1 protein-coding gene and 2 pseudogenes are annotated in these 1,981 nt (G+C 73.4%); all 3 read right to left on the reverse strand.

What is annotated here, in order from left to right; genetic code table 11:
• Positions 1-344, reverse strand: a 344-nt coding sequence (locus tag PKE44_RS10180) for an alcohol dehydrogenase catalytic domain-containing protein (RefSeq protein WP_324550712.1), incomplete at its 3' end; no start/stop codon positions are given.
• 93 nt (positions 345-437) lie between these two features.
• Positions 438-1,086 (reverse strand): annotated as a pseudogene (tsaA, locus tag PKE44_RS10185) (tRNA (N6-threonylcarbamoyladenosine(37)-N6)-methyltransferase TrmO).
• A pseudogene (locus tag PKE44_RS10190) lies at positions 1,083-1,981 on the reverse strand (hypothetical protein); the annotation flags it as partial. The pseudogenes PKE44_RS10190 and tsaA, both read right to left, overlap by 4 nt.

The following is a 1,981-nucleotide window of genomic DNA, read 5'->3' on the forward strand; positions in this document are numbered from 1 at the left end:
TCGATCGCATCGGGCAGCTTCACGGCCTTGTCGGCCGGCATCACGCGCACCTCGGCGTAGCTGCCGACCGGCCCGGTGCCCCAGGCGACGCGATCCCCGGGCGCGAACTCGCTGACGCCCTCGCCGATCGCCTCGACCGTGCCGGCGCCTTCGAGCCCGAGTCCGCTCGGCAGCGCCAGCGGATACAGGCCGCTGCGGTGATAGGTGTCGATGAAGTTCAGGCCGACGGCGCCGATGCGCACGCGCAGCTCGCCGGGCCCCGGCGCGCCGGGGTCGAACGGCTCCCAGCGCAGGACTTCGGGACCGCCGTGTTCGTGGATGCGGATCGCGTGCGGCGTGCTCATGGGCGGATGACCTCGGCTGACGGGGGAACGGACGGCGCACAGTGTGGCCGCTCGCACCGCATCTGCCGCCCGCTGCATGGCAGCCGTGCAGGATCAGCCGGCCCGGCGCAGCTCGCGGACGGTCAGCTGTCCGCCGCGGATCTCCGCGCGCACATCGAACTCGAACAGGCGCACGCCGAAGTCGCCGTCCTCGCCGGTGCGGTAGGCCGGGCGCGGGTCGAGTGCGAGCACCGCGACCAGCCATTCGCGCAGGCGCGGCTCGGGGTGCGCCGCCAGCACCTGCGCGGCAGCCGGCGCGAACGTCACCGCGAGGCGCGCCGGTTTCGCGCCCGAGCAGATAAGGTTTCACGTCGTAGACCGGCGTGCCGTCGAGCAGGTCGGCCCCGAACAGGTCGAGACACACGCCGCCTTCGCAGCGGATGCCGGCCAGTTCGACGACCGACAGCCCGAGCGGATTCGGCCGGAAGGTCGAGCGCGTCGCGAACACGCCGAGCCGGGTGTTGCCGCCGAGGCGCGGCGGACGCACGGTCGGCTTCCAGCCGGCGGCGGCGGTGGCGTGGAAGCCGAAGATCAGCCAGACGTGCGAGAAGCCGTCGAGCCCGCGCACGGCCTCCGGCCGGTCGAACGGCGCCAGCAGTTCGAGCACGGCCGGCAGCCGCGCCAGCCCCGGCTGGCGCGGGATCGCGAACTTCTCGCGATACGGCGAGTGCAGCGTGCCGACCGGGGTCAGCGTCGTGCTCACGGTCCGGCGCGGACGCGGTCGGGGTCGGGGCTGTAGGCGGCCGTGAACCCGGCGTCCGGCAGCCCGCGCACGCGGTACAGGCGCAGCTTCAGCGTGTCGTGGTACAGCGCCCGGCCGAAGTCCTCGTGGCCGGCGAGCAGCGGCGCCGGCGGCGCGACCTCGAAGCGCAGCCGGCGCACGGCGTGACCGAAGCCCGCGGCCGGTGGTGGTGCACCGAGCGCAAGCAGATCCTCGCTCGTGCGCAGGTGCGGACTGAGCAGCACCGGCGTGGCGAGCATGCCGGGCACCAGCCGGTAGCGGCGCTCACCGTCGCCGGCATCAAGCACGATCTGCGGCGGCAGGCTCTGAAACAGCAGCCCGGCCAGCCGCCCGGCCGCGCTTGGCGTGACCTCCAGCGCGAAGGCCAGCACCTCGCCACGGAAGGCCGTCAGATCGACATCCTCGCCCCAGTGCAGCTCGCGCTCGGCCAGCAGTTCGGGCTGCGGCGGCCGGGGCGCATCGTCGCGCCGCTGCAGCAGCAGGTACTTGCCATCGCGACCGAGCGCGCGGTAGTTGCCGAGCACCACGAGCAGGGCCGCGCCGTCATCCATCATCGGCAGCCGGCCGTCGATGGTCTCGGCCGGGTTGAACAGCACGAAATCCGGGCGCTGCGGGCCGAGGAAATGCGCGGCGTTGCGCGCGGCGAGCGCTGGCGTGTAGGCCGCGTAACTCTGGATGACCGGCCGCGGCCGATAGTCGAGATCGTTGAAGAACAGCCTCCCCTGTTCATAACTGATCAGGTCGACGCTGTCCCTGCCGGCGAGGCGCTGCGTCAGCAGCAGCCGGTCGGCCGGACCCGGTGTGCCGCGTGTCTTCGGATCGCCGGCCGGCACCGGCCCGGGCTGCGGCCCGGCGA

This window comes from Plasticicumulans sp., from assembly GCF_035331805.1.
In the GTDB taxonomy this organism is placed as follows: Bacteria; Pseudomonadota; Gammaproteobacteria; order Competibacterales; family Competibacteraceae; genus Plasticicumulans.